Annotated in this window: 23 protein-coding genes, 3 tRNA genes and 1 pseudogene; 15 read left to right on the top strand and 12 right to left on the bottom strand. The window is 71.7% G+C overall.

Annotated features, from left to right (window positions below; genetic code table 11):
* The first annotated feature begins 1 nt into the window (after position 1).
* From crtI to WHN02_RS05815, 8 genes are all read left to right on the top strand, one after another.
* On the top strand, positions 2 to 1,483 hold the full coding sequence (crtI, locus tag WHN02_RS05850; protein ID WP_434742402.1) for a phytoene desaturase family protein: 1,482 nt from the start codon (positions 2 to 4) through the stop codon (positions 1,481 to 1,483).
* On the top strand, positions 1,480 to 2,103 hold the full coding sequence (gene idi, locus WHN02_RS05845) for an isopentenyl-diphosphate Delta-isomerase (protein ID WP_434742401.1): 624 nt from the start codon (positions 1,480 to 1,482) through the stop codon (positions 2,101 to 2,103). Before crtI ends, idi begins: the two co-directional genes overlap by 4 nt.
* Entirely contained in the window at positions 2,093 to 3,094 is a 1,002-nt protein-coding gene (locus WHN02_RS05840; RefSeq protein ID WP_434742400.1) for a MerR family transcriptional regulator, read from the top strand. The genes idi and WHN02_RS05840 overlap by 11 nt, the downstream gene beginning before the upstream one ends.
* A gap of 69 nt (positions 3,095 to 3,163) precedes the next feature.
* Positions 3,164 to 3,955 (top strand): polysaccharide deacetylase family protein, encoded by a 792-nt coding sequence (locus WHN02_RS05835; protein ID WP_434742399.1) that lies wholly within the window; start codon positions 3,164 to 3,166, stop codon positions 3,953 to 3,955.
* Between the two features lie 143 nt (positions 3,956 to 4,098).
* Positions 4,099 to 4,171 (top strand) — tRNA-Glu (locus WHN02_RS05830).
* A gap of 32 nt (positions 4,172 to 4,203) precedes the next feature.
* A tRNA-Asp gene (locus WHN02_RS05825) sits at positions 4,204 to 4,277 on the top strand.
* A gap of 100 nt (positions 4,278 to 4,377) precedes the next feature.
* Positions 4,378 to 4,451 (top strand) — tRNA-Phe (locus WHN02_RS05820).
* A 190-nt stretch (positions 4,452 to 4,641) separates the two neighbouring features.
* Positions 4,642 to 5,139, top strand: coding sequence for an SRPBCC family protein (locus tag WHN02_RS05815; protein ID WP_434742398.1), 498 nt, complete (start codon positions 4,642 to 4,644; stop codon positions 5,137 to 5,139).
* Positions 5,140 to 5,202: 63 nt separating this feature from the next.
* On the opposite strand, the gene WHN02_RS05810 is transcribed toward WHN02_RS05815, so the two are convergent.
* Positions 5,203 to 5,928 carry a DUF2786 domain-containing protein gene (locus tag WHN02_RS05810; RefSeq protein ID WP_434742397.1) on the bottom strand — a complete coding sequence of 242 codons (726 nt, stop codon included), beginning with the start codon at positions 5,926 to 5,928 and terminating at the stop codon, positions 5,203 to 5,205.
* A gap of 124 nt (positions 5,929 to 6,052) precedes the next feature.
* Here WHN02_RS05810 and WHN02_RS05805 point away from each other — a divergent pair, with 124 nt between their 5' ends.
* Positions 6,053 to 6,529: a hypothetical protein gene (locus WHN02_RS05805; protein WP_434742396.1), complete on the top strand. Its 477-nt coding sequence runs from the start codon at positions 6,053 to 6,055 to the stop codon at positions 6,527 to 6,529.
* A gap of 27 nt (positions 6,530 to 6,556) precedes the next feature.
* On the opposite strand, the gene WHN02_RS05800 is transcribed toward WHN02_RS05805, so the two are convergent.
* Entirely contained in the window at positions 6,557 to 6,925 is a 369-nt protein-coding gene (locus tag WHN02_RS05800) for a hypothetical protein (protein WP_434743831.1), read from the bottom strand.
* Positions 6,926 to 7,112: 187 nt separating this feature from the next.
* Between WHN02_RS05800 and WHN02_RS05795 the strand changes: the two genes are divergently transcribed.
* Positions 7,113 to 8,453, top strand: coding sequence for an ABC transporter substrate-binding protein (locus tag WHN02_RS05795; protein WP_434742395.1), 1,341 nt, complete (start codon positions 7,113 to 7,115; stop codon positions 8,451 to 8,453).
* A gap of 109 nt (positions 8,454 to 8,562) precedes the next feature.
* Here the strand turns inward: WHN02_RS05795 and WHN02_RS05790 are convergent, their stop codons facing one another.
* Positions 8,563 to 9,342 carry an enoyl-CoA hydratase/isomerase family protein gene (locus WHN02_RS05790; protein WP_434742394.1) on the bottom strand — a complete coding sequence of 260 codons (780 nt, stop codon included), beginning with the start codon at positions 9,340 to 9,342 and terminating at the stop codon, positions 8,563 to 8,565.
* Positions 9,339 to 10,277, bottom strand: coding sequence for a 3-hydroxyacyl-CoA dehydrogenase family protein (locus WHN02_RS05785; protein WP_434742393.1), 939 nt, complete (start codon positions 10,275 to 10,277; stop codon positions 9,339 to 9,341). The genes WHN02_RS05790 and WHN02_RS05785 overlap by 4 nt, the downstream gene beginning before the upstream one ends.
* 187 nt (positions 10,278 to 10,464) lie before the next feature.
* Between WHN02_RS05785 and WHN02_RS05780 the strand changes: the two genes are divergently transcribed.
* Both WHN02_RS05780 and WHN02_RS05775 read left to right on the top strand, forming a co-directional pair.
* A complete protein-coding gene (locus tag WHN02_RS05780; protein WP_434742392.1) occupies positions 10,465 to 10,770 on the top strand; it encodes a hypothetical protein in 306 nt (101 codons plus the stop codon).
* A gap of 151 nt (positions 10,771 to 10,921) precedes the next feature.
* Positions 10,922 to 11,305 carry a PPOX class F420-dependent oxidoreductase gene (locus tag WHN02_RS05775; protein ID WP_434742391.1) on the top strand — a complete coding sequence of 128 codons (384 nt, stop codon included), beginning with the start codon at positions 10,922 to 10,924 and terminating at the stop codon, positions 11,303 to 11,305.
* A 91-nt stretch (positions 11,306 to 11,396) separates the two neighbouring features.
* Here WHN02_RS05775 and WHN02_RS05770 read toward each other — a convergent pair whose 3' ends face one another.
* Together WHN02_RS05770 and WHN02_RS05765 are read right to left on the bottom strand one after the other, a co-directional pair.
* Entirely contained in the window at positions 11,397 to 11,606 is a 210-nt protein-coding gene (locus WHN02_RS05770) for a BldC family transcriptional regulator (RefSeq protein WP_007073996.1), read from the bottom strand.
* Positions 11,607 to 11,858: 252 nt separating this feature from the next.
* Positions 11,859 to 12,698, bottom strand: coding sequence for a hypothetical protein (locus WHN02_RS05765; protein ID WP_350897200.1), 840 nt, complete (start codon positions 12,696 to 12,698; stop codon positions 11,859 to 11,861).
* 190 nt (positions 12,699 to 12,888) lie between these two features.
* On the opposite strand from WHN02_RS05765, the gene WHN02_RS05760 reads away from it, so the two are divergent.
* Positions 12,889 to 13,971 carry a Glu/Leu/Phe/Val family dehydrogenase gene (locus WHN02_RS05760; protein ID WP_434742390.1) on the top strand — a complete coding sequence of 361 codons (1,083 nt, stop codon included), beginning with the start codon at positions 12,889 to 12,891 and terminating at the stop codon, positions 13,969 to 13,971.
* Between the two features lie 326 nt (positions 13,972 to 14,297).
* Positions 14,298 to 14,507, top strand: a complete 210-nt coding sequence (locus WHN02_RS05755; RefSeq protein WP_350897197.1) for a DUF3073 domain-containing protein — start codon at positions 14,298 to 14,300, stop codon at positions 14,505 to 14,507.
* Positions 14,508 to 14,632: 125 nt separating this feature from the next.
* On the opposite strand, the gene amcA is transcribed toward WHN02_RS05755, so the two are convergent.
* The 5 genes from amcA to WHN02_RS05730 all read right to left on the bottom strand — a co-directional run bounded on the left by amcA (position 14,633) and on the right by WHN02_RS05730 (position 19,384).
* The gene (gene amcA, locus WHN02_RS05750) at positions 14,633 to 14,869 is read right to left on the bottom strand and encodes a multiple cyclophane-containing RiPP AmcA (RefSeq protein WP_434742389.1); all 237 of its coding nucleotides are present in this window, start codon (positions 14,867 to 14,869) and stop codon (positions 14,633 to 14,635) included.
* A complete protein-coding gene (gene amcB, locus WHN02_RS05745) occupies positions 14,838 to 15,941 on the bottom strand; it encodes a cyclophane-forming radical SAM peptide maturase AmcB (protein WP_434743830.1) in 1,104 nt (367 codons plus the stop codon). Before amcB ends, amcA begins: the two co-directional genes overlap by 32 nt.
* A 127-nt stretch (positions 15,942 to 16,068) precedes the next feature.
* Positions 16,069 to 17,223, bottom strand: coding sequence for a phosphoribosylformylglycinamidine cyclo-ligase (gene purM / locus WHN02_RS05740; RefSeq protein ID WP_350897195.1), 1,155 nt, complete (start codon positions 17,221 to 17,223; stop codon positions 16,069 to 16,071).
* Between the two features lie 100 nt (positions 17,224 to 17,323).
* Positions 17,324 to 18,865 (bottom strand): amidophosphoribosyltransferase, encoded by a 1,542-nt coding sequence (gene purF, locus WHN02_RS05735; protein WP_434742388.1) that lies wholly within the window; start codon positions 18,863 to 18,865, stop codon positions 17,324 to 17,326.
* Between the two features lie 165 nt (positions 18,866 to 19,030).
* Positions 19,031 to 19,384: a sterol carrier family protein gene (locus tag WHN02_RS05730; RefSeq protein WP_434742387.1), complete on the bottom strand. Its 354-nt coding sequence runs from the start codon at positions 19,382 to 19,384 to the stop codon at positions 19,031 to 19,033.
* A gap of 158 nt (positions 19,385 to 19,542) precedes the next feature.
* Between WHN02_RS05730 and WHN02_RS05725 the strand changes: the two genes are divergently transcribed.
* Positions 19,543 to 21,699 (top strand): carboxypeptidase regulatory-like domain-containing protein, encoded by a 2,157-nt coding sequence (locus WHN02_RS05725; RefSeq protein WP_434742386.1) that lies wholly within the window; start codon positions 19,543 to 19,545, stop codon positions 21,697 to 21,699.
* A 157-nt stretch (positions 21,700 to 21,856) separates the two neighbouring features.
* Here the strand turns inward: WHN02_RS05725 and WHN02_RS05720 are convergent.
* Positions 21,857 to 22,610, bottom strand: a pseudogene (locus WHN02_RS05720) (2-phosphosulfolactate phosphatase).
* Positions 22,611 to 22,637: the final 27 nt, after the last annotated feature.

The raw sequence follows: 22,637 nt of genomic DNA, 5'->3' as shown, positions 1-22,637 counted from the left end.
GGTGCGGACGGTGAGCGGGCGTACGGACCGGGTGGTGGTCGTCGGTGCCGGTCTGGGCGGGCTGGCCGCCGCGCTGCACCTGGCCGGCAGCGGCCGACAGGTGACCGTCGTCGAGCGGGAGCCGGTGCCGGGCGGACGGGCCGGGCGGCTCTCCGTGGACGGGTACGAGTTCGACACCGGCCCGACGGTGCTCACCATGCCCGACCTCATCGCCGAGGCGCTCGGGGCCGTCGGCGAGGAGCTCTCCGACTGGCTCGACCTGACTCCGCTGGATCCGGCGTACCGGGCCTACTACCCGGACGGGTCGACCCTCGACGTGCTCACCGACACCACCCGGATGGCCGCCGAGATCTCGAAGCTCTGCGGCCCCCGCGAGGCCGACGGTTACCTGCGTTTCGTCGACTACTCCCGGGAGCTGTGGCGGCTGGAGCGGACCGACTTCATCGAGCGCAACCTGGACGCCCCGACCGACCTGCTCACCGGCAACCTGTTGAAGCTGCTGGCCTCCGGCGCGTTCCGTCGACTCCAGACCAAGATCAACCAGTTCTTCCGGGACCCCCGTACCCAGCGGATCTTCTCCTTCCAGGCGATGTACGCCGGGCTCGCCCCCCACGACGCGCTCGCCATCTACACGGTCATCGCGTACCTGGACTCGGTGGCCGGGGTGTACTTCCCGCGCGGCGGCATCCACGCGGTCTCCAAGGGCATGGCCGGCGCCGCCGAGAAGCACGGCGTCCAGTTCCGGTACGACACCACCGTCGAGCGGGTGGAGACCCTCAACGGGCGGGCCACCGGGGTCGTCACCACCGACGGTGAGCTGATCAAGGCCGACGTGGTGGTGCTCAACCCCGACCTGCCGGTCGCCTACCGGGACCTCCTCCCGCCGACCCGGACCCGCCGCCTCACCTACTCCCCCTCCTGCGTGGTGCTGCACGTCGGCTCGAAGCAGGGCTACCGGAAGATCGCCCACCACAACATCCACTTCGGCCGGGCCTGGAAGGGGACCTTCGACGAGGTCATCCGCCGGGGACAGCTGATGACCGACCCGTCGCTGCTGGTCACCAACCCGAGCCGGACCGATCCGACCGTCGCACCGGCCGACCGGCACACGTACTACGTCCTCGCCCCGGTGCCCAACCTCGACCGGGCACCCTTCCAGTGGCGCGGCGACCTCACCGAACGCTACAGCGACCAGCTCATCGGCACCCTGGAGGAGCGCGGGTACGTCGGGTTCGGCGACGGCGTGGAGGTGCTCCGGGCGGTCACCCCGGCCGAGTGGGCCGACCAGGGCATGGCGGCGGGCACCCCGTTCGCCGCAGCGCACAGCCTCTTCCAGACCGGGCCGTTCCGTCCGTCCAACCTCCACCGCACACTGTCCAACGTGGTTTTCGTAGGCTCGGGGACCCAGCCCGGGGTCGGCGTACCGATGGTGCTCATCTCCGGCAAGCTGGCCGCCGAACGCATCACCGGAGGTACCCGATGACGTCCCGGGAGGGACACCCGGTCGAGTTGGTCGACGACGCCGGTACGCCGCTCGGTGCCGCGAGCGTGGCCGACGCCCACCACCCGCCGGGTCGGCTGCACCGGGCCTTCTCGGTGCTGCTGACCGACGCCGCCGGGCAGGTCCTGCTGCAACGCCGGGCGGCGGTGAAGACCCGCTTCCCGCTGCGGTGGGCCAACTCCTGCTGCGGGCACCCCCGACCGGGCGAGTCACCGGTCACCGCCGCCAACCGTCGACTCACCGAGGAGCTGGGCATCGGCCCGGTCGACCTGACCGAGGTCGGGGTGTACGTCTACCGCGCCGAGGACCCGGAGACCGGGCGGGTGGAGTTCGAGTACGACCACGTCCTGCGGGGCGAACTCCCGGCCGACGTGGTGCCGGACCCGGAGCCGACCGAGGTGGCCGAGCTGCGCTGGGCCGACCCCGGCGAGGTGTCGGCGGACCTGGTCGCCGAACCTCAGACGTACGCGCCGTGGCTGGGCGGGGTGATCGACAGGTTCCTGCACCCCACGGACCTTCCCGGTCGACCCACCGGCCCGGAGGGGACGGCGGGTGGTACGCCTCGGGCCATTGACGGTGCGGAGCCGTCGGGTGGCCGATGAGGCGCTGAGCGCGGGCGCTGTCGCCCGCCGGTTGGGCGTGGCCGTCACCACGCTGCGCACCTGGCACCAGCGGTACGGGCTCGGCCCCAGCGAGCACACCCCGGGTCACCACCGGCGTTACACCCCCGCCGACATGGCCCGGTTGGAGATCATGAGGCGGCTGACCGCCGACGGGATCAGCCCGGCGGAGGCGGCCCGCTGGGCGCGGCAGGCCCCCGACCTGACCGCCCCCGGCATCGCCGCCTCGACCCGGATCAACGGCGTACGCGACGAGGGCGCGACGACTGTCACGCTCGGCCGGGCCGCTGTCGAACGGATCCCGGTCGGGCGGGCCGGTGGTGGGACCACGATCCCGGTCGGCCGGGCCGGGCCGGCCGCCCGGGGGTTGGCCCGCGCCGCGATGCGCCTCGACACGGTGGCCGTCGCCACCACCATCTCCCGACACCTGGCGGACGAGGGGGTGATCGCCACCTGGGAGGGGTTGCTCCGTCCGGTGCTCGCCGGGATCGGCGAACGGCACGCCGCCACCGGCGGGTTGATCGAGGTCGAGCACCTCTTCTCCCGGTGCGTCTCCGAGGCGTTCGCCACCGTGATCCGCACCGACACCACCACCGGACCGGCCCGGATCCTGCTCTCCTGCGCCGATGAGGAACAACACACCCTCCCGCTGGAGGCGCTCGCCGCCGCGCTCACCGAGGCCGGGGTGGCGTACCGGATGCTCGGTGCCCGGGTCCCCCCGGCCGCGCTGGTCGAGGCGGTGAACCGGACCGGGCCGGCGGGGGTGGTGGTCTGGTCCCATCTGCGGGCGACCGCGGAGCCGGGTCAGCTCGTCGCCCTCCTGGCGGTGCCCCGCCGACCCCTGCTGGTCCTCGCCGCCGGGCCGGGCTGGCGGGCCGACACCCTGCCCGCCGGGGTGGTCCGACCGGTCGACCTGGCCGAGGCGGTCTCGCTGGCCATCGCCCTCTGTGACTCCCTCGAACAATCCTCGTGACCGGCCCTGCCGGTACCGGGGGTGCCTCCACTAGCGTCTGAGGGTCCGCGCACCCGACCCCTCGGAGCGATGATGTCTCGCGCCGCCCTCGTGTCCGCTTTCTGCCTGCTGCTCATCGTCACCGGCTGTGGGCAGGCCGGCACCGGACCCGACCCGGCAGCGGCCCCGCCCACCCCGGCACCCGCACCGTCGACGCCCCCCGCGCCCGCCGCCAGCCCGAGTCCGACCCGCAGCACCCCGCCGGCCCCGGTCCGCGCGCGTCCCACCGGCCTCCCCGCCGGCCTGCGCAAGACCACAGGGGTACGCGAGGTCGCGCTGACCTTCGACGACGGCCCCGACCCGAAGTACACCCCGACCGTTCTCGACCAGCTCCGCGAGGCGAAGGTGAAGGCGACCTTCTGCGTCATCGGCAAGCGGGCCGAGCGGTACCCGGAGTTGGTGGCCCGGATCGCCCGCGAGGGGCACCAACTCTGCAACCACAGCTGGGACCACGACATGGACCTGGGCCGACGGCCGAAGGCCGCCATCCGCGCCGACATGAGACGGACCAGCGCCGCCATCCGTGCCGCCGTACCGGACGCGAAGGTCCCGTTCTACCGGCAACCGGGCGGCAGGTGGAACGCCGAGGTGGTGGCGGTCGCCAAGCAGTTGGGGATGCGCTCACTGCACTGGACCGTCGACCCGCAGGACTGGGCGAAGCCCACCGCCCCCACCATCGCCAAGCGGATCAAGAAGGCCGCCCGCCCCGGCGCGGTCGTCCTGCTGCACGACGGCGGGGGTGACCGGGCCCCGACAGTGGCCGCCTGCCCCCGGGTGATCCTCGACCTCAAGACCCGGTACGGCATCACCAAACTGCGCTGACCTGCGGTTTTGTACGGCCGAACGGGGCCGCCGGTACCGGTTTTGTCGACCGGCACCCGATCACGTATGCTTTGCAAGCCTCCGGCGGGGCCGGATGGGAGCAAGTCCGCCAGAACTTGCGAGTGTGCAATGATGGCGGGGCCGCCCTCATCGTCTAGCGGCCCAGGACGCCGCCCTTTCAAGGCGGTAGCACGGGTTCGAATCCCGTTGGGGGCACGGTCCGGCTTCGGCCGGATGCAACAGAGCAAGGTCCTGTGGAGCAGTTGGAGTGCTCGCCGCCCTGTCAAGGCGGAGGTCGCGGGTTCAAGTCCCGTCAGGACCGCAACGCTACGCCGCGTGCACCTTGCGCGGCGTTCTGCGTATCGGCTGACGGTCCCCACAGGCAGTTCACCTGCTCACCGGGTAGCATGAGCCGAGATCAAGGCCAGGTAGCTCAGTTGGTACGAGCGTCCGACTGAAAATCGGAAGGTCGGCGGTTCGACCCCGCCCCTGGCCACATAGCCTTTCGCCGGGCTACCAAGATCCCCACTAGCGGAAACGCCGGTGGGGATCTTTGCGTTCCCGACCCCAGAACCCGCCCGTGATCGACCTCTCCCAACCCACCGTCGCCCGCAACGGATCAGGCAGCACCCGAGGGTGGGTGTGTTGCAGGGCGGGGAGGCGGGCTTTTGGGTAGATTCGGACTTATGGCGCAGAAGGGGGCAGCGGTTCGGCAGGAGGTGGGGCCGGCCTCGGTGCGGAGTGTGCTGCTCGTGCCGGTTCCGGTGGAGCGGGCCTTCGAGGTCTTCGCCGAGGAGTTGGCCGACTGGTGGATCCGGGACTACACCTGGTCCGGGTCGGCGGCGCTGGTGGAGTTGGGGATCGAGCCGCACACCGACGGGATGCTCTACGAGATCGGGCCGTACGGGTTCCGGGCCGACTGGGGTCGGGTCCTGGTCTGGGAGCCGCCGTACCGACTGGTCTTCACCTGGCAGATCGGGCCGGACCGGGCACCGGTGCCGGACCCGGAGCGGGCCAGTGAGGTGGAGGTGCGTTTCCGCGCGGACGACTCCGGCGACACCGTGGTGGAGGTGGAGCACCGGCACTTCGAGCGGCACGGCGAGTCGGGTGAGGGCTACCGGCAGGCGCTGACCGCCGGGTGGCAGGAGCTGCTGACCGGCTACCACCGCTCCGTGACCCGCTGACCCGACACCGGAGCCCCCAGCACCACCCGGGACACCGGCACCGCAGCATCCCGCACCGCACCTTCAACCTTCGGCTGCCGAGCTTCGGCCGGGGAGTCGTCGGGCCGACGACGGGGTGGGGACCCGTCTGCCGCCCAGGTCGGCGCGGCGGCCCGCCTCGGCGCCGGTGCCGAACCCGCCGCCGGCCAGTCGGCGGCGTGGGGCCGTACGCAGTCGGGGGTAGGCCTCCGCGACCCGCCGCTGCACCCGGTCGGTCCGGTCGACGAGGACCAGGGCGTACGACTCGCCGGTGACCTGCCCGGCGGCCGCCTCCTCGGCGGCCCGGAGCCGTTCCCCGACGGTCTGGGCGAAACCGGCCAGCCAGGTACGCCGGAAGGCGGCGACGTGGACGCCCGGTGGCACGGGGGTGCCGGCGAGCCCCTGTGCGGCCTGCACCAGCAGTGAGGTGAACAGGACGTCGACCCGTTCCAGGTCGCTGGCGAAGCCGAACAGGTGCATCTCGAAGCCGCTGCCGTTGCGGCGACGTACGCACCGGCACCGCATGGGGTCGGCGACCGCGGCCAGCAGACCGGCCTTGTCCCTGGCGTACGGGGCGGGGACGTCGACCAGCCGGTCACCGACCGGGTCGGTGGCCGGGTCACAGGCGGCGAGCAGGGCGCTGTCGACTCCGTACCGGGCGATGAGGTCGGTGGCCTTGGCGGTCAGCGCGGCGGACTCGGCGGGGGTGCAGGCCGGGTCCTCCGCCTTGGCCAGCAGCTTGCGGACCTTGCTGAGCATCCCCTCGGACATGACAACAGAGCTACCACACCCCCTGGACACACCCGGGAGCGACAGGCGACACATCGACGCGTACCATCGTCTCGGCACGGGGTCCGTCCACTGCGGACGGTTGTTCGAGCATCTGGAGGTGGGCATGTCCGTCACTGTCACCCGGGCACTGGCCGGAGCCGTCGCGTTGACCGTCGCCACCATCGGCGGTCCGGCCGGGGCGGCACCCTCGGGGGGCACCGCGGAGGCGGCACCGGCCGAGGTCATCGCCGAGGTCACCGCCGGGGTGGGGGCGCAGAACCAGTTCGCCACCACCTCCACCTGCTACGGCGGGTCGGTCCGCTCGTTCTTCCAGGTCGCCGGCTGGGGCGGCAGCGCCGGGCCGTACCGGACGTCCACCCGGTGCAAGGACATCAACGTGCGCAACGCGAGCCCGTTCCCTGTCGACGCCTGCGTGGTCTTCGTCGACAAGACCAGCAAGTGCAACTACTGGAGTTACCTGCCCGCCAAGTCGGGCTGGGTGGTGGTCGCCACGAACGTCAAGGACGGCGTCCGGTTCCAGGTCCGGTTCGAGACCCAGCGGTACGAGTACGAGGCCCTGACCTCGCACCACGCCTTCTGATCAGAAGCAGCCGCGCCTCCCGGGTCGTCAGCCGGCTCGACTGCGCAGGGTCGCCAGGGTCGACCCGGCGAGGGTCTGGAGACACTCGGGGAGTTGCCCGTCGGCCACCGCCGCCCCGAACAGTGCCTCACCGGTGTCCTGGTCGTGATTGGCGTACGCGCTGACGAACCGGGCCACCCACCGGGTGTCGTACTCGGCCTCGTCGATGTCGGGGAACTCCAACGAGCACCCCCCGACCGGCACCTCCTCGCCGAGGAGGGTGGCCGCCAGACACCAGGCCATCCCGTACGCCCCGTCCAGGCCGGAACGCTCGACGACGGTGTCGATCGTCCTGGCCACGGCGGCGCCGTCACCGTCGAGCGCCGAGTCGAGGATGGCGGTGGCGTCGTCGAACATCTGCCGTGATAGGTCCGTCACTCGCCGCACAGTAGGGCAGCGGGTCAAGTGATCACCAGGGGTGCCGGGAAAATCACACCAGGTGAGCGGTGCTGCGTGGGGACGATCTGATCCGCTGCCGCGCTCCCGCCGGTGACCGACGGCACGCTAGTGTGCGCAGCGGACCTTCGCCCAAGGAAGGACGACCATGCTCCCATCCCGCGTCCCCCGCGCCGCCGCACTGGCGGGTGCTGCGGCGCTCCTGTTCGCCACCGTTGCGTGCGGGACGGACGAACCCGAGGAGGCGACCACCCAACAGGTGCGTCTCTACGGCGTAGACGGCAACATGCAGAACTCCTTCCCCGCGCAGTTGAAGGACCGGTCCGGCCTGGTCGACGGGATGAAGGGGACCACTCCCCTGACCCCGCTGCCGGAGGGTTTCAAGGAGCGGCTGCGTGCGGTCGACCCGAAGCTGACCGACTTCCCCTACGCCGGGGAGTCCTACGACGCGGTGGTGATCAGTGCCCTTGCCGCCGAGTTGGCGGGCACCACGGCGCCCCGTGAGGTCGCCCGGCAGATCGTCGGTGTCACGAACGGCGGCAAGCGCTGCGACGACATCCCCACGTGCCTGAGGCTCGCCCGCGACGGCGAGGACATCGAGTACCGGGGGATGTCGCTGAACCGGGCTGGGTTCACCGACGCCGGGGAGCCCTCCACCGCCAGCTACGCCACGCTCCACTTCGACCACGAGAAGATCGACGAGGGCAAGACCGAGTTCGTGGGCGCCGGGGACGAGTCCCGGGCGAGCACCAAGGCCCCGCCGAAGGCCCGGCCGGGCAGCGGCAGCCGGGGCGGCGCTCCGCTCGTCTTCGGCGGGCTGCTGCCGCAGACGGGTGACCTGTCGCTGGCGTATCCGCCGCAGTTGGCCGGGGTCCGGCTGGCGATCCGTGAGATCAACGCGGCGGGTGGGGTGCTCGGGGAGCCGACGCGCTTCATCGAGGGCGACGACGGCACCAATGTGAACGTGGCCAAGGCGACGGTGGCCTCGCACGTCTCCGCCGGCGTGCACGTGATCATCGGATCGGCCGCCTCGGGTATCTCCCGGCAGGTGCTGCCCGACGTGGTGGCCGCCGGCCGGATCCTCTTCTCCCCGGCCAACACCGACGCCGGGTTGAGCGAGGTGGAGGACCAGGGGCTCTACTTCCGTACCGCCCCGCCGGACAACCTCCAGGGTCGGGCGCTCGCCGACGTGATGCTCCGGGACGGGCCGACGAAGATCGCCCTGGTGGCCCGGAAGGACTCGTACGGCGAGGGCCTCCAGGGGTCCGTCCGGGACGAGTTGGAGCGGGCCGGGATGGGCCCCGACCGGGTGAAGCTGCTCACCTACACGCCGCCGGAGGGCGCCGAGGTACCCGTCGACTTCTCCTCGGGTGCCCTGGACATCAAGGACTTCGGGGCGGACGCGGTGCTGATCATCGGGTTCGCCGAGTCGGCCCAGGTGATCATGGCCCTCGACGACGCCGGACTCCGGATCACCGACGACGACTGACGCACTGCCTCGTCGGTGACCTGCCCGGGCACGGGCGGTGTCGGCGAGGTCCGGGCAACGCAGGGCAGGGGAGGCCGTCGGCAACGACCGACGGCGTCCCCGCCGACGTTCAGGACGGCGACCGTCGGCTCCGGCTCCGGTCGAGGAACTCGGTCATCCGGCGGTGCTTCTCCTCGTCCTCGAAGAGGACCGCCTGGCTGACCAGGTCCAGGTGGGGGTGGGCGGCCGGTGGGGCGTCCACCGCCAGCTTGGTCAGCCGCAGCGCCAGCGTCGAGCCCTTGGAGATCTCGTCGAGCAGTCCGTGCGCGGTGGGCATCAGCTCGGCCGGGTCGGCGACCACCCGGTTCACCAGCCCGATCCGCAGCGCCTCGGCGGCGTCGACCCGCCGCCCGGTGAAGAGCAACTCCTTGGCCCGCGCCTCGCCCACCAACGCCGGAAGCCGGTGGGTCGCCCCCGCCCCGGCCAGGATCCCCAGTCGCACCTCGGGCTGGCCGAACACCGCCCGGTCCGTGCACACCCGCAGGTCGCAGGCGTACGCCAGCTCCGCGCCGCCGCCCAGCGCCGGCCCGTCCACCGCCGCCACAGTCGGCAGGGGCAGGGCGCGGACCCGGGCGAAGACGGCCGAGTTGATCGCGGCGAGGGCGTCGGACCGGCCGCGTTCGCGCAACTGCCCGATGTCGGCCCCACCCGCGAAGATCCCCTCGACGCCGCCGGTGAGCAGCAGGAGTCGCGGCCGGGCCTCCAACTCGGCGCAGACCTGGTGCAGGGCGGTCACCAGGTCGGCGTCGATGGCGTTGCGCTTCTCCGGGCGGTCGAGGGTGACCACCAGGCGGTCCGGCTGCTCCTCGACCCGCAGGCCACCTCCGCCGGTCGGGGTCGGGGCGCTCATCGGGTCGCCTCCCCGGCCGTCGTCGGGGCGTCTGCCCGGCGGCCGTCGACCCAGCGGTAGAAGCCCTCGCCGCTCTTGCGGCCCAGCCGACCGGCGGCCACCATCTCCTCCAGCAGCGGCGGCGGGGCGAAGCGGTCACCGTACGCGGCCTGGAGCGTCCGGGCGATGTCCAGCCGGACGTCCAGCCCGACGAGGTCGGTCAGCTCCAGCGGGCCGACGGGATGCTTGTAGCCGAGGACCATCGCCTTGTCGATGTCCGCCGCGTCGGCCACCCCGTCGGCGAGCATCCGGATCGCCTCCAGTCCGAGGGTCACCCCGAGCCGGGAGGTGGCGAAGCCGGGCAGGTCGCGTACGACGACGGGGTCCTTGCCCAGGCGGCGGGCGAGCGCGACGGCCGCGACGGTGGTCTCGTCGGCGGTGGCCGGGCCGACCACGATCTCCAGCAGCGGCATCGCCCAGACCGGGTTGAAGAAGTGCAGTCCGAGGAAGCGGTCCCGTGGCCCGATCCCCTCGGCCAGGTCGGTGATGGGGATGCTGGAGGTGTTGCTGCCCAACAGGGCCGGACGCAGGTCGGCGGCCGCCCGGAGGACCGCTCGTTTGAGGTCCAGCCGTTCCGGCACCGCCTCGATCACCACAGCGGGCTCCGGGGCGACCTCGGCGAGCCCTCCGACCACCGTGAGCCGGTCCCGGTGTGCGCCCGCCTCGTCGACTGTCAGCTTGCCCCGCTGGACGGCCCGGTCCCGGAGGTCCCCGAGGCGGTCACGGGCCGCTGCGGCCCGCTCCGGGTCCACCTCGACCAGTTCCACCCGGTATCCGGCCCCGGCGGCCACGTACGCGATGCCGAGGCCCATCGTGCCGGCTCCGATCACGACACAACGATCGCCGGTGACGCCACGGGGATCGCCCGGGTCAGGCCGCTCGCTCCACTCGTTCATGGGGCGACCCTATGCAGCCACGACCCGACGGCGCTGCCCGGGGCGTCGGCCCCTGCGGGATCACGCGACCACGCTCCGTGGGGGACCGTCGCGTCGGCCTGTCATGATCGGATGCCGTACCGGCAGGCGTGGGGACGGACCGGATCGGGTACAGACGGCGGTCAACAGAGGGAAGGGACGACCCGACATGAGCCAGGCACCGGAGATCCTGCCGAGCACCGACCCGGCGGAGAACACCGAGACGGTGGACACCCGAGGCGACGAGCGGATCGAGCTGCTGCGCGCGGACACCAACAACGACGGACGGACCGACGTCTGGGTGGTGGACACCGACGGCGACGGCAAGGCCGACCTGTTCCAGTTCGACACCGACGGCGACGGCAAGGTCGACGTCACCATGGTCGACCTCAACGAGGACGGCACCCCGGACGAGGTGGTCGACGGTGACGGCGGGCTCCCGCCCGAGCAGCTTCCCCCCACCGTCCAGGTCTGACCCGATGTCGCGTCCCACCCGCTTGCGGTAGTACGCGCGGGCGGGTGGGGAGCTGCGACGGGCGGTTCCACGGGCGGTGCCGCACCTGTGTCCCCCGCCACCGCCCACGAACCGGGACACCGGGCGGCGGGGTGAGCCGTACCCTGGCGGCATGACCACGTTGGATCGCCTGTCGGCGGAGAAGTACGTCCTGGTGACGACGTTTCGTAAGGACGGTCGGGCGGTGCCGACCCCGGTCTGGGGGGTCCGGGACGGGGACGCCCTGGCGGTCTGGTCGGCGGCCGACGCGGGGAAGGTCAAGCGGATCCGGCGCAGCGGCGAGGTGACAGTGGCCCCCTGCGACGTGCGGGGGCGCCCGCACGGTCCGGCCGTGCCGGGGCACGCCGTCCTCTGCGACCAGGCCGACAGCCGCCGGATCCGACAGTTGATCAAGGAGAAGTACCGGCTGCTCGGCCGACTGACGATGCTCGGTAGCCGGATGCGTCGGGGCGAGACCGGCACCGTCGGAATCCGGATCACGTTCGCCGCCGAGTGACGGGGCGGCGAGGGCTCCTCCGGACACGAATCAGGGGCGGCGGATGATCTCCGCTGCCCCTGAAAATGTGAAACTGGTGAAGCGCTTCCTGTCAGTCGCCCTGCCGCTGCTGGGGGATCTGCCCCTGCAACAGGGCTCGAACCTCCGACTCCCGGTAGCGGCGGTGGCCTCCGAGTGTCCGGATGGCACTGAGCTTGCCCGCCTTCGCCCACCGGGTCACCGTCTTCGGGTCGACACGGAACATCGACGCCACCTCGGCCGGTGTGAGTAGCGGCTCTGGTTCGTGCGTTCGCGATGCCATCGGTCACTCCTCCACATGTATAGACATCGGCCGGGGTCCCGCCGGCCGACGCGTCTCCCATGGTCCGGCTAGTCCCCGATGTCCGACATGGGCCGAACGGCCGAAGGTCCCTAGACGGACGGATGAACCATGCCCGATTTATACGACTAATACACCTCAGAAAGTACCTTATTCGGACTCATAATCACGGTTCGTGATGCGTCAGCTACGAGCCAGCCTCGGATTCGACCGGGATTACTGGCTGTTTTGTGACTAGTTGCACCTTTCGAGCAGCTGAACCGCCCGCCAGCGGGCCACCAGCTTGTCGTACGCCGCCGAAGCCTCGTCCGCCTCGCCCTTCGACAGCCCCGCGAGGCCCGCCGCGACCAGTTCCGGCGAGTCGTCGGCGGCCAGGGTCTCGTCCGACAGCAGGTGCACCAGACCGCCGTAGTCCAACTCCACCACCGAGTGCGGGTGGAACTCCTCCAACCACCGGGCCGCCTCCTCGACCGCCTCGGTGATCGGTGCCTCCCCGACCGTCTTGGTCAACACCGACAACGCCCGGGACGCCCGCTGACGGGCCTTGGAGATCTCGGTACGGAACCGCAGCGCCCGCCGCCCCGGCGCCGTCACGTGGTCGCGCTCCTCGGCGTCGAACAGCACGAACCACCGCAGCGGGACACCCCACGTGGCGATCTGCTCGTGCACCCGGGGCACCCCGTGCTCCAGCACCCGCGCGCCGCTGCGCCAGTCCTCCACCACCGCCTTGGCCTGACCGGCCAGGATCGGCGGGACGAACGCGTCGGCGAGCACCGGAGGAACCCCCTCGCGGGCGGACAACGCCGCCTCGGCCACCCGGATCCGCAGGTTCCACGGGCAGATCAGCAACGTGTCGTCGGTCTCCACGACGTACGCCTCGTCAGGCAGGTCGGGCAGCCGGGTCCAGCCCGCGCCGAGCGCCTCGATCACCGCCGTCCGTTGCCGGTCGGGCCCCTCCAACGGGGCGACCGCCCGCCCCTGGGCCACGTACCGACGCCAGTACGACTGGCGCTTACGGTCGAAGGCGGTCAGCGGCTCGTACACGCGCAGGTATGAGGCGAAGAGCGACGGCACTGCGCGATCCTCCCACGACTCGGGCTCGGACCCCACGTCAGCGCCGTCCCCGACCAGGGCGGACCACCCGACGCCCCGGTCCGACGCCGTGCAGGCGAGGCGATACTAGGCTCGGTCACACCGGCAGACCCCCGCCGGCATCCCCCGAGGGCGCGTCCCACGAGGACGCCAGCGACACCAGGAGCACGTCATGGGCGTATTCGCCAGCACCGACGACCCGGGTTCCACCGGGCACGAGCAGGTCGTCTTCTGCCAGGACAAGCAGAGCGGCCTGCGGGCGATCATCGGCATCCACTCCACCGCGCTGGGCCCCGCGCTCGGCGGCACCCGCTTCTACCCGTACCCGAGCGAGGAGGCCGCCCTGGCCGACGTGCTCGACCTGTCCCGTGGCATGGCGTACAAGAACGCGCTGGCCGGGCTGGACCACGGCGGCGGGAAGGCGGTCATCTGGGGTGACCCGGAGGAGCTGAAGTCGGAGGCGCTGCTGCGCGCGTACGGCCGGTTCGTCGAGTCGCTGGGCGGGCGCTACTACACCGCCTGCGACGTCGGGACCTACGTCGCCGACATGGACGTGGTGGCCCGGGAGACCAGGTACGTCACCGGCCGCAGCGTGGAGCACGGTGGCGCGGGCGACTCGTCGGTGCTGACCGCCTGGGGCGTGTTCCAGGGCATGCGAGCCGGCGCCGAACACCTGTGGGGCAACCCGACGCTGCGCGGTCGACGGGTCGGGGTGGCCGGTCTCGGCAAGGTCGGCAAGCACCTCACCGGGCACCTGCTCGACGACGGCGCCGAGGTGGTCGCCACCGACGTCAGTCCGCGCGCCCTGGAGTGGACCCGCACCACGTACCCGCAGGTCGACCTCGTGGCCGATGCGACCGCGTTGGTCAGCTCCGACATCGACGTGTACGCCCCCTGCGCGCTCGGCGGCGCGTTGGACGACGACACCGTCACGGAGTTGCGGGCGCGGATGGTGGCCGGGGCAGCCAACAACCAGCTGGCCCACCCCGGGATCGAGAAGCTCCTCGCCGACCGGGGTGTCCTCTACGCCCCGGACTACGTGGTCAACGCGGGCGGGGTGATCCAGGTGGCCGACGAGATCGAGGGGTTCGACTTCGACAGGGCGAAGCTGCGCGCCACCCGGATCTTCGACACCACCCGGGAGATCCTCCGGCTCGCCGACGCCGAGGGCGTTCCCCCGGCGGTGGCCGCCGACCGGCTGGCCGAGCGGCGGATGGCCGATGTGGGTCGGCTCCGCTCCATCCACCTCCGCTGACCTCCTCCGCCCCGGTGATCAAGGGCTCCGCGACCGGACGGGGCGGCGCGGCTCCCTTGGCCCCGAGCACTCCCCGACGATCTGAGCGGTACGCCCCGACAAAGTCCTTCTGTGGGGTTTTGTTCGGTGTAGCGGGTGCCCACCGCGTCGCCCCCCACCCGTACACTCCGTGACGGATGGGCAACTGCGACTCGCTGAGCCGGCTGTCGGCAACCCGAGGTGCCGAACGGTGGCATCCCCATGTACCGTAAGAGCCACGAGAGATGCCTGACGTCATCGGGGCCCGCCTTCGGGCTGCCCCGAATTCTGTGCGAGGGGGTCGAGCCATGGGGCGCGGCCGTGCTAAGGCCAAGCAGACAAAGGTGGCCCGGGAGTTGAAGTACAACACCCCGAACACCGACCTCGCCGCCTTGCAGCGAGAACTCGGCGGCAGCGGAAAGTCGAACCGCGACTTCGACGACGACTACAAAGTCGACGACGATGACGACGACCATACGGACGACGACCCGGACAACTGGGCCCGTCCGCCCCGCTGACCTCCGGTCACATCTGAGCACGCGGTGAGCTCCGCGTGCTCATGCATGTGCCGACCTGAAGCCGGCGAGCCAGATGCCGACTCGGGGACCTGCCGTACCAGCAGGTCCCCGAATCACGGCTGACCTCACCGGGGTCGGTTGTTCCAGTTGTAGAACGTCGGGATGTTCTCGAAGTGGTTCCAGGCGCAGACCGCGCCACCACCGTCGCCACCCGCCACCTCGGACCGCTCTCGACGTGCCGCCTCGGCCTCGTCCAACAGCGCGTTCAGGCCGACGGCGGCGTCCCTGAACCGCTCCGCGATCAGATCGACGGGCTCCGCCTCGATGCGCTCAGGCTGCCGGTCCCTGGTGGTCTCGGGCATGCTCCAACACTCCCTCCAGTAGGCGGATCTTGCTGTTGCGGCAGTGCTCGGTCTCCGTACCGTCGAAGCGTCGGTGTTCGAAATAACGGTTGGCCGCGTGGCCGCCACCGCAGAACCCGAAGTACGCGCACGACGAGCGGCAAGCCTCCACACCGGTGAGGAACTCCCCCACCCAGGACGTACCGGACGCGGACGTCAGGATCTCCGCCAGCGGAGCCTGCAACACGTTGCCACTGCTGAAGTCGCCGTACCGGGGATCGGTGAAGCCGGCCAGCTCCGGTGAGAGGACCGTCACCGACCCGTCGTACCCGACCGTGGGGATCGGGTCCAGTTGCCGGGGCAGGACCGTGTCGGCCGCCCCGTCCAGGGTCGCCGCCACGTACCGCAGCGACCACTCCACCTCCCGCAGGTGGATCCGCGGGTCACGACGCCACGCCGCGACCAGTTCCGACCAGAACCCGGTCACCGCCGCCCGGTCGTGGGTGTTGTCCCGGAGGTTGACCCCCTCGGTCTCCTCGATGTTGACGCCGAGGACGTCACACCCCAGGGTGAGGAAGTAGTCGTACAGCTCGGTGGCGAGCCCCGGCTCGGGTCGGCTGACGACTGCCAGTGCCGAGAACGGCAGCCCGTGTCGACGCAGCGCCGCCACCCCGCGCAGGATCCGGTCGTACGCCGGCTGCCCGCCCCGGGTGGTCCGCTCGTGGTTGCGCTCCCGGGGGCCGTCCACGCTCACGCTCACCCGCATCCGGTGCGCGGCGAAGAACTCGCACCAGGCGTCGTCGATCAGCGTGGCGTTGGTCTGGACGTGCTGCTCGACGTCGCCGTCGAAGGGGGCGATCAGGGCGGCCAGGTGCTCCCGGCCCGCCGCGAGCGGCTCACCGCCGTGCCAGACCACCGAGAAGCGCCCCTGGGTGGCCCACCCGTTCACCGACTCCGCCACCGCCTCGGCCACCGACACCGGCATCCGCCGGTCGGCCGACCGCATCGGCAGATAGCAGTAGGCGCAATCCAGGTTGCACAGGGTGGTGGGCTGCATCACGACGTACGACGGCACCGCCGCGATCCCGTGCATCCCGCTGAACGGCCTGTCCCGAGCGGCCATCGTCACCTCCGGAGCGCATGAGGTCACCCCTCAGGCTAGGCGGCGATGGCCACTCGGGTAAGCCCCGATCAGTTGGTCGTACGACCACAGGGCCGGCTCAGCCCCGGGTGTGCTGCCCGACCATCTGCACCGCGCCGGTGCCCTCGACGATCTCGCCGGCCTGCCAGGCGTCCACGCCCCGGCCGGTCAGGGTGGCCAACGCCCGGTCGGCGTCCTCGGCCGACACGATGGCGAACATGCCCACGCCCATGTTGAACGTGGCCTCCATCTCCGGGTCCTCGATCCGCCCCTTGGTCTGGATCAGGTCGAAGATCGGCTGGGGCTTCCAGGTGGAACGGTGCACGACCGCGTCCACGTGCTCCGGCAGGACCCGGACCAGGTTGCCCGGGATGCCACCGCCGGTGATGTGAGACAGCGCCCGGACCTCGGCCTCGGCGATCAGCTTGAGGCAGTCCTGAGCGTAGATCTTGGTGGGGGTGAGCAGCTCCTCGCCGAGGGTCCGCTGCCGACCGAAGTCCTCGATCACCACGTCCAGCCGCATCCGGCCGGCGCCCAACAGCACGTGCCGGACCAGGGAGTATCCGTTGGAGTGCAGGCCCGAGGAGCGCATCGCGATCACCACGTCGCCCACCTCGACCCGCTCCGGGCTGAGGATGTCGCTCTCCTCGACCACCCCGACACCGGTGGCGGAGATGTCGTACTCGTCCGGCCGCAGGACGCCCGGGTGCTCGGCGGTCTCGCCACCGAGCAGCGCGCAACCGGCGTACCGGCACCCGTCGGCGATCCCGGCGCCGATCTCGGCGACCCGATCCGGCACCACCTCACCGGTGGCGATGTAGTCGAGCAGGAAGAGCGGCTCGGCACCGCAGGCCACCAGGTCGTCGACGACCATCGCCACCAGGTCGATGCCGACGGTGTCGTGGATGTCGAGCTGCTGGGCGATGACCAGCTTCGTCCCCACCCCGTCGGTCGAGGAGGCGAGGATCGGGTTCTTGTACTTCGTCGTGTCCAGCCGGAACAGCCCGGCGAAGCCGCCCAGGTCGCCCATCACCTCCGGCCGCCGGGTCTGGCGAACCTTCGACTTGAGCAGCTCGACCGCGCGGTCACCCGCCTCGATCGACACCCCGGCGTCGGCGTAGGAGACCGTACGTTTGCGGCCGGGGCGGCCGGTGCCGGCCGTCCAGGGCTGACGGTCGCCGCCGGCGCCGGTCGGGCTGCTTCCTGCGCCGCTGCGCTCGGACACGTGCGTCACGGTTCTCCCCTTTGTGGTTCTCGCGGTGCCGGTCGTAGGCGGCGGTCGGGCCGGTCGGCCCGAGGCACCGTCGCCGTCGCGGGTTGTCGCGCGGGTGCTGCTACGAGTGGTGCGGTGCCGCGCCACCGGGAGTGGCGACGAGCTCTTCGATGACATGCTGCGGAGCCTCGGACGACCCGGTCGTGACCCGACGCCCGATACCTTCGAGCAGATGTTTGCCGATTTGGTTCCCGGCCGGCAGATCGATCGGATACTCCCCATCGAAGCACGCACGGCAGAGCCGGGTCTTCGGCTGCTCGGTCGCCGCGATCAGCCCGGGGAGGGAGACGTACCCCAGCGTGTCGGCACCGATCGACCGCCGGATGCCCTCGTTGTCCAACCCGTTGGCCAACAGCTCGGCCCGGGTGGCGAAGTCGATACCGTAGAAACAGGGCCAGGTCACCGGCGGCGAGGAGATTCGTACGTGCACCTCCAGCGCACCGGCCTCGCGGAGCATCCGGACGAGGGCCCGCTGGGTGTTGCCCCGCACGATCGAGTCGTCCACCACGACCAGCCGCTTGCCCCGCACGTTCTCCCGCAGCGGGTTGAGCTTGAGCCGGATACCGAGCTGACGCAGGGTCTGGGACGGCTGGATGAAGGTACGCCCCACGTACGGGTTCTTCACCAGACCGGAGCCGTACGTGATGCCGGAGGCCTCCGCGTACCCGATGGCGGCCGGAGTGCCCGACTCCGGCACCGGGATGACCATGTCGGCCTCGACCGGGTGCTCCTTGGCCAGCAGGCGGCCGATCTGCACCCGGGCGGCGTGCACGTTGCGTCCGGCGATGGTGGCGTCCGGGCGGGCGATGTAGACGTACTCGAAGAGGCAGCCCTTGGGCTCGGGCGCGGCGAACCGGGAGGACCGCAGGCCGTCGGCGTCGATGGCGATCAGCTCACCCGGCTCCACCTCCCGGACCACGCTCGCCCCCACGATGTCCAGCGCGGCGGTCTCGCTGGCCACCACCCAGCCCCGCTCCAGCCGGCCGAGGACCAGGGGACGCACCCCGTTGGGGTCCCGGGCGGCGTAGAGCGTCGACTCGTCCATGAAGACGAAGCTGAACGCCCCCCGCAGCTGGGGCAGGACCTCCATCGCGGCGGCCTCGACCGAGAGGTCGGGACGGCTGGCCAGCAGCATGGTCACCAGGGAGGTGTCGTTGGTGGCCCCGTCGGAGTCGATGCCCCTGGTCTGCACCTCCTGCTGCAACTCGGCGGTGTTGACCAGGTTGCCGTTGTGCGCCAGGGCGATCGTGGTGCCGGAGTTGGTCGACCGGATGGTCGGCTGGGCGTTCTCCCAGGTGGAGGCGCCGGTGGTCGAGTATCGGGCGTGCCCGATCGCCACGTGCCCCCGCAGGCTCGCCAGGGTGGGCTCGTCGAAGACCTGCGCGACCAGGCCGAGGTCCTTGTAGACCACCACGCCGGTACCGTCGCTGACCGCGATCCCGGCTGCCTCCTGGCCACGGTGCTGCAACGCGTACAGCCCGAAATAGGTGAGATTGGCGACCTCTTCCCCCGGCGCCCAGACACCGAAGACGCCACACGCGTCCTGGGGGCCGGGTCGTTGGGGGTCAAGGTCGTGGCTCAGCCGGCCGTCGCCTCGGGGCACTGCCGCTCCCTCAAGATTGGTCGGGACCGGCCGGGCGGGGCGCTCGACGCCTTCGCACTGCGGCCGGGACCACTGTCGTCACCTGACAGTGTACGCGAATCCGTGTCGACACCCAAAGTCACGATTCGAGAGCAGAGAGTCACCGACAGTGGTATCTTCCCTGGTTCACAACGGTAGGTGAGCGGAGAGATCGGCTCGCGTTCCGCTCATCCGGACGCGACCCTGGGTCACCGCCTCCGCCCATCCGAGTCGCCCGGTGGCCGTCTCCACCCACGTCTGCGGATCCATCTCCACCACGTTCGGCGGCGTACCCCTGGTGTGTCGGGGACCCGGAACACACTGAACTGCACCGTAAGGTGGGATCCGCACCTCCACCGATCGGCCGGGCACCCGCTCCGCCAGGAGGGTCAGCAGGGCACGAACCGCTGCCCGATAGACCGACCTTTCGGGCGTACGTCCCTCGTCGAACGCCGCGAGTACGGCCTCGACGGCTTCGGACTTACTGTGCGGAGAGGACACGACGGGACGATACGGCCTGACCGTACGACGCGCGACGCTGGCCCTGGGTCGCGCCGATCCGGTCAGACAAGGCATAGTGGCCGACGGTGTATTCGTACCGTGATGATCCTCGGCCCGGCTACCGCAGGCCGGGGAGGTCGGACCGGAAGGCGGTGGACGTGTCAACACACCGACGTGCCTGGCAGCGGGCCGGTGTGGTCGTAGCCCTGGTTGCCGGCAGCCTCGTACTTCCCGCCACACCCGCCCTGGCCGCCGACGTCAGCGTCTCCCCTGGCTCGGTCACCATCCGAGCCGGTGCCGAGGTCACGCTGAACGTCCAGGTCACGGCAGGTGAGGGTGACGAGAGTGCCGACATCAGCGTCGGCAACCTCCCCTCCGGGGTGAGCTGCGTGGCCGGCTGCGCCCGCGTCGACTTCAACGGCCAGCAGCAGGTGAACCAGCAGGTCCGACTCCGGGCCAACGGCAACGTCCGGGACGCCAACGCGGGTGCCTTCGTGCAGGCCCGGGGCAACGAGTCCGGTGTCGGACAGGGCGGCCAGGTCCAGGTGACCGTGCAGGGCCGCCAGGAACCGACCCCGACCGAGCCCGAGCCCGAGCCGACCCGCCCGCAGGTGCAGACCGTCCGGGCCGTCTCCGGCAAGGTCGTCATCCAGGCCAACGGCGACGCCGTGTCGAACGCCACCGTCATCCTGCTCGACGGGAACGGCCGACGGCACGAGACCAGCAGCGACGGCAGCGGCAACTTCCGCTTCGGTGGCAGCACCTCGAACCCGATCAGCCCCGGTCAGCTCCAGCTCGGTGCCAGCAAGGACACCGCCCGAGCCACGATGACCGTCGGTGGGTCCAACGGCCAGAGCATCACCGGCCAGCGGATCCGGCTCCCCATCCAGGTGGAGGAGAGCCCGAGCCCCACCCCCTCGGCCACCGAGGAACCGGCCCCGACCGTGGAGGCCACCGAGGAAGCCAACGAGGACGAGACGACCGAGAACACCGAGGCGGTCCAGGCCCAGGAACCGACGGGCAACCAGGACTCCGGTGGCATGGGCGGGATGCTGCTGATCCTGCTCGGCGCCCTCTTCGTCGCCATCGGCGTCGGCACCTTCGTGCTGCTCTACCTGAAGCGCCGGGACAACGACGACGGTGACGAGGACGACTCGGCGGCCGCCGCCGGTGCCGCCCCCCGGGCCGCCGACGACCAGACCCGGGTGGTCAACCGGATCGACGCCGGACCCGACGCGACGATGGTCGGTGGTGCCGCCCTCAGCGACGCCCCGACGATGCTCCAGCGGCCGGTGGTCGACGACGTACCCCCGGATCCGTACGGGGCTCCCGAGCCCTACCCGGCCGGGGGACAGCAGCAGGGTTGGGCCGGCAGCGGTGGTTACGACGACGACCGGACCCGGCAGGAAGGCTACGACGACCGGACCCGGCAGGAGGGCTACGGCGGCGGGTACGGCAACGCTCCCGCCTCCGGGGGCGGTGGGTACGGCAACGCCGCTCCCGCCTCGGGTGGTGGCTACGGCAGCCGCGACTACGACGCCTCCGGCGGCGCAGCCTCGGGCGACTACCCGCCCACCCAGGCCCGTGGGGCCGGTGGCTACGGCGAGCGGTACGACGAGCCCACCGGCCGGTACCAGGGCGACGACGCCACCTCCTATCCCCCACCGGCCGACCCCTACGCCACCGGGCTGTACCAGCCCGCCACCGACCAGGGGCCGGGTTACGGCCAGCAGCCGGAGCAGTCCGGCGGGTACGACCAGCGTGGCGGCGGATACCACCAGCAGGGCGGGTACGACCAGGGCGGGTACGGCGGCCAGGGCGGGTACGACCAGCAGACCGGCGGATACGGCCAGGAACCGCCCCGCCAACGCGGCGGCGGCTACGACCAGCAGACCGGCGGGTACGACCAGCAGGGCTACAGCCAACGCGGCGACGCCCAGGGCGGGTACGACCAGCAGAGCGGGTACGGCGGCCAGGGCGGCTACGACCAGCAGTCCGGCGGGTACGACCAGCGTGGCGGCGGGTACGACCAGCAGGGCGGGTACGGCGGCCAGGGCGGGTACGACCAGCAGACCGGCGGATACGGCCAGGAACCGCCCCGCCAACGCGGCGGCGGCTACGACCAGCAGACCGGCGGGTACGACCAGCAGGGCTACAGCCAACGCGGCGACGCCCAGGGCGGGTACGACCAGCAGAGCGGGTACTACGGCGACCAGCAGAACCAGGGCCAGGGCCAGAACCCGACCGGCCGGGGACGGGCTGACGGCCCGCCGCCCGAGCGGGGTGGCCGCCGACTCGACTGGTTGGACGACTGACCCGAGACGGTCCCTGACCGACCCTCACACCGACGAGAGTGGGCCGCCCCGATTCCCGGGGCGGCCCACTTCTTCGTAGGCCGCCTCTCACGGAGAGGGACTCCCCGGACCACCGGCCGGGACTGCCCCGGGCAAGTCGCAGACCGTGGGGTGTGGATCAGGCCGGGACGAAGACGCCCTGGCGGAGCAGGGGAACCACGGTGGAGACGCCGAACTGGACGGCGATCTCCACGTCCCCGGCGAAGCCGAGTTCGGCGAGTTCCCGGCCGGAGACACTGCCCCGTACCGCCGCCGTCAGGTCCGGGGTGCTGGCCAGCGCGGCGAGCGCCATGGCCGCCTCGACGGAGAGCCCCCGGGCACCCCGGAGACCGCGTCCAGCACGCTGGCCGCCCCGAGCTGATCCTCCACCGACGGCCGCAGTGACCCGTCGGGCCACCGTTCACCGGCGGCGATCACCCCGATCGGGGCGTCGACGGAGCCGTACCCCTCGCGGTGCAGCCAACGGCCGACGGCGGGCGCGTTGCGCAGGCAGGCCGCCACCACCGGTCGGCCGGCGGCACCTGCGGCGGCGCTGATCGCCGAACCGTCCGGCTCCGGCAGCACCAGGTCGGCGACGAGCGGGGCGGCGCTCAGTGCCGACGGGGAGAGCGACCAGGGCCGCTCCGGGGTGGCCCTGGTTCGTTCCACCGCCGCGACGGCACCGATCCGGCGGGCGTACTCGGGGGCCTGTTCGCTCCAGGGGAAGGGATGCGCCCGGATGCCCCGGCCGACAGCCACGTCGACGGTGGTGGTGAACGAAAGGACGTCCACCACCACGAGGACGGCGCAGACCCGGCCGAGCTCGGCCGCCCCGGCCAGCCCCCAGTCGAACCGGGCACCGCTCCGGGCTGGACGTGGACGGCCGAGCCCACGTCCTCAGCGCTCGTCGGCCGCCGGGG

The organism is Micromonospora sp. SH-82, assembly GCF_051132485.1.
In the GTDB taxonomy this organism is placed as follows: Bacteria; Actinomycetota; Actinomycetes; order Mycobacteriales; family Micromonosporaceae; genus Micromonospora.
Note: the sequence above shows the minus strand (reverse complement) of the source record. Positions and strands in the feature narration are given on the sequence as shown.

What these genes read in the sequence shown, in the direction of transcription:
- idi (WP_434742401.1), top strand. Translation starts at nt 1,480, where the DNA reads ATGACGTCCCGGGAGGGACACCCGGTCGAGTTGGTCGACGACGCCGGT.
- WHN02_RS05835 (WP_434742399.1), top strand. Translation starts at nt 3,164, where the DNA reads ATGATGTCTCGCGCCGCCCTCGTGTCCGCTTTCTGCCTGCTGCTCATC.
- WHN02_RS05815 (WP_434742398.1), top strand. Translation starts at nt 4,642, where the DNA reads ATGGCGCAGAAGGGGGCAGCGGTTCGGCAGGAGGTGGGGCCGGCCTCG.
- WHN02_RS05810 (WP_434742397.1), bottom strand. Translation starts at nt 5,928, where the DNA reads ATGTCCGAGGGGATGCTCAGCAAGGTCCGCAAGCTGCTGGCCAAGGCG.
- WHN02_RS05805 (WP_434742396.1), top strand. Translation starts at nt 6,053, where the DNA reads ATGTCCGTCACTGTCACCCGGGCACTGGCCGGAGCCGTCGCGTTGACC.
- WHN02_RS05800 (WP_434743831.1), bottom strand. Translation starts at nt 6,925, where the DNA reads ATGTTCGACGACGCCACCGCCATCCTCGACTCGGCGCTCGACGGTGAC.
- WHN02_RS05795 (WP_434742395.1), top strand. Translation starts at nt 7,113, where the DNA reads ATGCTCCCATCCCGCGTCCCCCGCGCCGCCGCACTGGCGGGTGCTGCG.
- WHN02_RS05790 (WP_434742394.1), bottom strand. Translation starts at nt 9,342, where the DNA reads ATGAGCGCCCCGACCCCGACCGGCGGAGGTGGCCTGCGGGTCGAGGAG.
- WHN02_RS05785 (WP_434742393.1), bottom strand. Translation starts at nt 10,277, where the DNA reads ATGAACGAGTGGAGCGAGCGGCCTGACCCGGGCGATCCCCGTGGCGTC.
- WHN02_RS05780 (WP_434742392.1), top strand. Translation starts at nt 10,465, where the DNA reads ATGAGCCAGGCACCGGAGATCCTGCCGAGCACCGACCCGGCGGAGAAC.
- WHN02_RS05775 (WP_434742391.1), top strand. Translation starts at nt 10,922, where the DNA reads ATGACCACGTTGGATCGCCTGTCGGCGGAGAAGTACGTCCTGGTGACG.
- WHN02_RS05770 (WP_007073996.1), bottom strand. Translation starts at nt 11,606, where the DNA reads ATGGCATCGCGAACGCACGAACCAGAGCCGCTACTCACACCGGCCGAG.
- WHN02_RS05760 (WP_434742390.1), top strand. Translation starts at nt 12,889, where the DNA reads ATGGGCGTATTCGCCAGCACCGACGACCCGGGTTCCACCGGGCACGAG.
- WHN02_RS05755 (WP_350897197.1), top strand. Translation starts at nt 14,298, where the DNA reads ATGGGGCGCGGCCGTGCTAAGGCCAAGCAGACAAAGGTGGCCCGGGAG.
- amcA (WP_434742389.1), bottom strand. Translation starts at nt 14,869, where the DNA reads ATGCCCGAGACCACCAGGGACCGGCAGCCTGAGCGCATCGAGGCGGAG.
- amcB (WP_434743830.1), bottom strand. Translation starts at nt 15,941, where the DNA reads ATGCACGGGATCGCGGCGGTGCCGTCGTACGTCGTGATGCAGCCCACC.